This is a genomic window from Nitrosomonas sp. (assembly GCF_019752415.1).
Taxonomy (GTDB): Bacteria; Pseudomonadota; Gammaproteobacteria; order Burkholderiales; family Nitrosomonadaceae; genus Nitrosomonas.
In genome coordinates, this window is record NZ_JAIEME010000091.1 from 1 (window position 1) to 4,044 (window position 4,044).

General features: G+C 42.5%; 4 protein-coding genes and 1 pseudogene. 3 read left to right on the top strand and 2 right to left on the bottom strand.

Annotated elements, in window-relative coordinates:
• Together K2P83_RS12800 and K2P83_RS12805 are read left to right on the top strand one after the other, a co-directional pair.
• Positions 1 to 77 (top strand): PEP-CTERM sorting domain-containing protein (locus K2P83_RS12800; protein ID WP_292929789.1); only part of this gene is annotated, 77 nt, incomplete at its 5' end.
• A 593-nt stretch (positions 78 to 670) separates the two neighbouring features.
• The gene (locus K2P83_RS12805; protein WP_292929783.1) at positions 671 to 2,125 is read left to right on the top strand and encodes a cytochrome c peroxidase; all 1,455 of its coding nucleotides are present in this window, start codon (positions 671 to 673) and stop codon (positions 2,123 to 2,125) included.
• A gap of 124 nt (positions 2,126 to 2,249) precedes the next feature.
• On the opposite strand, the pseudogene K2P83_RS12810 reads toward K2P83_RS12805, so the two are convergent.
• Positions 2,250 to 2,629: pseudogene (locus K2P83_RS12810) on the bottom strand (inorganic diphosphatase); the annotation flags it as partial.
• A 24-nt stretch (positions 2,630 to 2,653) separates the two neighbouring features.
• On the opposite strand from K2P83_RS12810, the gene K2P83_RS12815 reads away from it, so the two are divergent.
• Positions 2,654 to 3,178, top strand: a complete 525-nt coding sequence (locus tag K2P83_RS12815) for an aspartate carbamoyltransferase (protein ID WP_292929785.1) — start codon at positions 2,654 to 2,656, stop codon at positions 3,176 to 3,178.
• A gap of 81 nt (positions 3,179 to 3,259) precedes the next feature.
• Here K2P83_RS12815 and K2P83_RS12820 read toward each other — a convergent pair whose 3' ends face one another.
• Positions 3,260 to 3,916 (bottom strand): sulfite exporter TauE/SafE family protein, encoded by a 657-nt coding sequence (locus K2P83_RS12820; RefSeq protein WP_292929787.1) that lies wholly within the window; start codon positions 3,914 to 3,916, stop codon positions 3,260 to 3,262.
• Positions 3,917 to 4,044: the final 128 nt, after the last annotated feature.

Here is a 4,044-nt window from a genome sequence, read left to right on the forward strand (position 1 = left end):
AACCAGAGACATACGCGATGCTCCTGGCTGGTCTTGGTTTAGTTGGTTTCTCGGCGCGTCGTCGCAAAATCGCTTAAATAAATTGATACGAGAGACCACAGAGAAATAATACTTCTCTGTGGTTTTTCAGTTTTCTGGATCCCCGTTTTAACTGAATCGCCCCGGGTTTCCCGGAAACTGTTTGTTATGAGTTAAGCTGCATCAGTTTTCCCGATTCTCTCGCTTCAATTCCTTGAGCCTTTACCGATCCGATGTCGACATGCCTGATCGGATCCCACCCGCCTTACCCAAGTTCCTATCGTTTCGGCTGTACAGCCAATCTTCGGTACCTGAATCCCCTCAATAAATTGCAAAAGAAATTCAAGCTTATAGGTGTGATGCCCGTTGTTGGAGGGTCGAGCAGAATAGTTGATCAGTTATTTGCACTGGTAGTTCTTATCTAGCGCTACACAGAATATAGTGTATCCGACGCAGTCAATTAGGTATTGCATTCAACACCTAATTTTCTGAACTCTAATCGACAGATGATGTAACTCAGAGTGTTCCGGGTAAGTTTATTCTTCTCATCTTTTTCACTTCCTGGTGTGATATTTGATTGTGTGGGATGGGAACTTATCTTGGGATCCTTGAGTTTCATTTTAGTGTTTTTATACATAAAAAAGGAGAAAAAATGCTTATTACAAGTATGAGCAAGCTGCAGCTAGCGTTAATTGCGATGATGATGTTAATAACGCCCGTATTTGCAGGTAGTGACTCAAATGATCATGAAGGAAGCAAGCATGGTAAATCAATGCATCCAAAGAGTATCGGCGGAGTCAACAAACATGGCTCCGATAAAACCTATAGTACGGCAGGTTTCATTGATCTTAACAATGCATTTTTTAAAAAATTTGGAACCAATGATCGAACATGCGCTACCTGCCATGTCCCCACGGAAGGATGGGTAATTACCCCAAAAGGTATCCAGGAGCGCTTTAAAAAAACACAGGGTACGGATCCGGTTTTTCGCTTAGTTGATGGTGCTAATTCTCCACACGCAGATGTGTCTACGGTTGAGAAGCGTCGCCAAGCCTACAGCATGTTGTTAGATAAGGCGAATATCCGTGTGGGAATCGGAATTCCTGCTGATGCAGAGTTTACTTTGGCCGAAGTTGATGATCCCTATGGATTCGCGAGTGCGACAGAGCTGTCGCTGTTTCGTAGACCTATGCCAACGACCAATCTCAAATTTATCAGTGCAGTGATGTGGGATGGGCGTGAAACAACGCGTGATTCAAATTCCACAAATTGCATTTTTGAGACTACAACTTGTTTTTCCCCGATAGCGTTTGATCTGTCTACCCAAGCAAATCATGCCACATTGGGGCACGCTGAAGCAGCAGCAGCTTTGACTGATGCAGAAAAAGCTGAAATTGTCGCATTTGAAATGGGCTTATTTACCGCACAGGTAACAGATAAGGTTGCTGGCAGTTTAGATAAACATGGTGGGCAGGGTGGACCACAAACATTATCTAATCAGATTTATTATTTCGGTATTAATGACACTCTCGTAGGCGATTATCTTACGAGAAAGCCTTTCGATTCAAGCGCATTGTCGATTTATGATGCTTGGAAGAAGTATTCAAGTAGTTCGAAAGGTAGTAATAAGAAGGCACGTGCTGCCATTGCACGCGGTCAAGTATTGTTTAACAGCAAATCTATCCAGATCATTGGTGTAAAAGGAATTAATGATGATTTAGGTGTCGGAGTATTACCAGGCACATGCACGACATGCCATAACACACCGAATTCAGGTAATCACTCAACGCCAATGCCGCTAGATATTGGTATTTCCGATGCTTCCCGCCGTACTCCGGATATGCCTTTGTATACACTGCAAAATAAAGTAACCGGCGAAATCATTGAAACAACTGATCCAGGACGCGCATTGATTACCGGAAAATGGAAAGATATTGGCCGTTTCAAAGGTCCTGTATTGCGTTCTGTTGCCTCACGTCCGCCATATTTCCATAATGGCTCAGCTAAAGATCTGCCCGCGGTAATTGAATTTTATAATACTCGTTTTTCGATCGGACTCACTGATAGCGAACAGGCTGATTTAGTTGCCTTTCTTGCTTCACTGTAATTGCCAATATAACCAGTAGACCCCCCTAGCACTTATTCAAGTGCTAGGGGGGTCTACTATATCTACTAGGCGGATTCAACTTTGAAGTGCAACTTTTGTAAGGAAGTTTATAGGCAAGCTGCGGTAACTCTTCGCAAGATTCGATACCTCCATAAAGAGTGCATAATTTGTTGATGGGGACAGCTAACAATTTTGCATCTTCTCCGGCTTCATCGAACATTCTTAGCATTCCGAGCAGGCAGCAACGTACTATCACGCCTATAATTAACGGTGCTGGCTATATCACCAGCACATCAGCCAGATCACCGTCATCCGATAGCGTGTGCGGAATATAGTCACAGTTACAAGGGTATGCATGCACGTTGACATGAATCGATCAACAAACATTGTGCCGGTTTCTTTATCGACTTCCTATGTTATAGGGGCAGCATTCATCGGGATTTCAATAATGACGTTAAAGTCATTTGGAATATCTATTCCCGAACCAACACGAATAAGATCCATCTGACTTAGTAAAGGAGAAATAAAATGAACAAACTGCTTATTGCGTCTTTCTTGCTGGCTTTATTTATTGCAGCACCTATTCATGCTGAGGAGAAAGTGGATGAAAAGCGATTTGATGAAGTTGCGGAAAGGGGGGCACATGTAATGCCGTTTGATTTGGAAAAAACTACGCATATTTTTTCCAAAACAGATACCGGAGGAATTCAACAGGTTACTGTAAAAGATAAATCTGACACTGAGCAGATTGACTTAATACGAGCTCACCTATCTGGAATTACTGAAGAATTTAAACACGGCAATTTCTCAAATCCGGAAAAAATTCATGGCGCCAGCATGCCTGGGTTGGCTGAATTGAAAACAGCGAAAGCAGGCCAAATCAAAATCGAGTATAAGGAATTACCTGATGGCGCAGAAATTACTTATTCCACGCATATTGAAAAACTTAAACTTGCTATTCATCAGTGGTTTGATGCCCAATTAAGTGATCATGCACGCCATGCTGTGCCAGGAGGACATCATCATGACTCTATTCATCACAACCATAAGTAAGTAAATTAACTGGTTATGGAGATAGCGCAAATCCTATCCGGTGTTGCGTTCTGGTAGTTGATAATTTGCTGTTTTGATAGGCTACTTGCTAAGAAACCATAATCCAAATCCGATTAGTACGACTTCGACAATAATCATTATCGGGCCGATAGTTATGCCATTGAGCCATGTGGCTGGGGAGATTGCGCCAAGTTCGTGATAGGTGCCAAGTTTCATGACATGCATCACAGCAGTCCCTAAAGCCTCAGTTCCTATAAACGCACCTTTGACAAGACCAAAAGAAAGATAAAACGGCGCAAGAAACGGGCCTGCACTGCCAGAGATTGCCGAAATAAATGAGAAAATAGCCCCTATGAGTGCAAAATACTTCGGGCTAAAAGTAGTTATTGTGCGCATTCTCCAGTGACGCCATATAACGGTAGAAATCAGAAAAGCGCCAATGATGTTTAAAAGTTTGCTATCGGGAATCTTGGTAAATAGCCAAGCACCAAGAATGGAAAACGGAATTGCTCCCACACAAAACCAGAAAACAACTGGCAACTGAATCAACTGTCGATTAAGGGTGACTCGACTTATATTTCCTATTAGCTGAACAACAGCATACATAGGAACAGCTTCACGAACTCCAAATGCTTCAATTAGAACGGGAAGCAAAATGATCCCGCCTCCCGTCCCTGCTATTGCTGCTACAGTTGATGCGACTAGCGCTGCCAATGAAATAAACAACCATTCTTCCATAAATTACCCCTTTCAAATAATATGAGGGGCTACAGTAAAAATATAAATAATCACTACTGTCCCATTAACTTTCAAAGTAGAGACATCTGAATATGAGAGGGGTGATACAGGTTATGCGGGTCACCTCG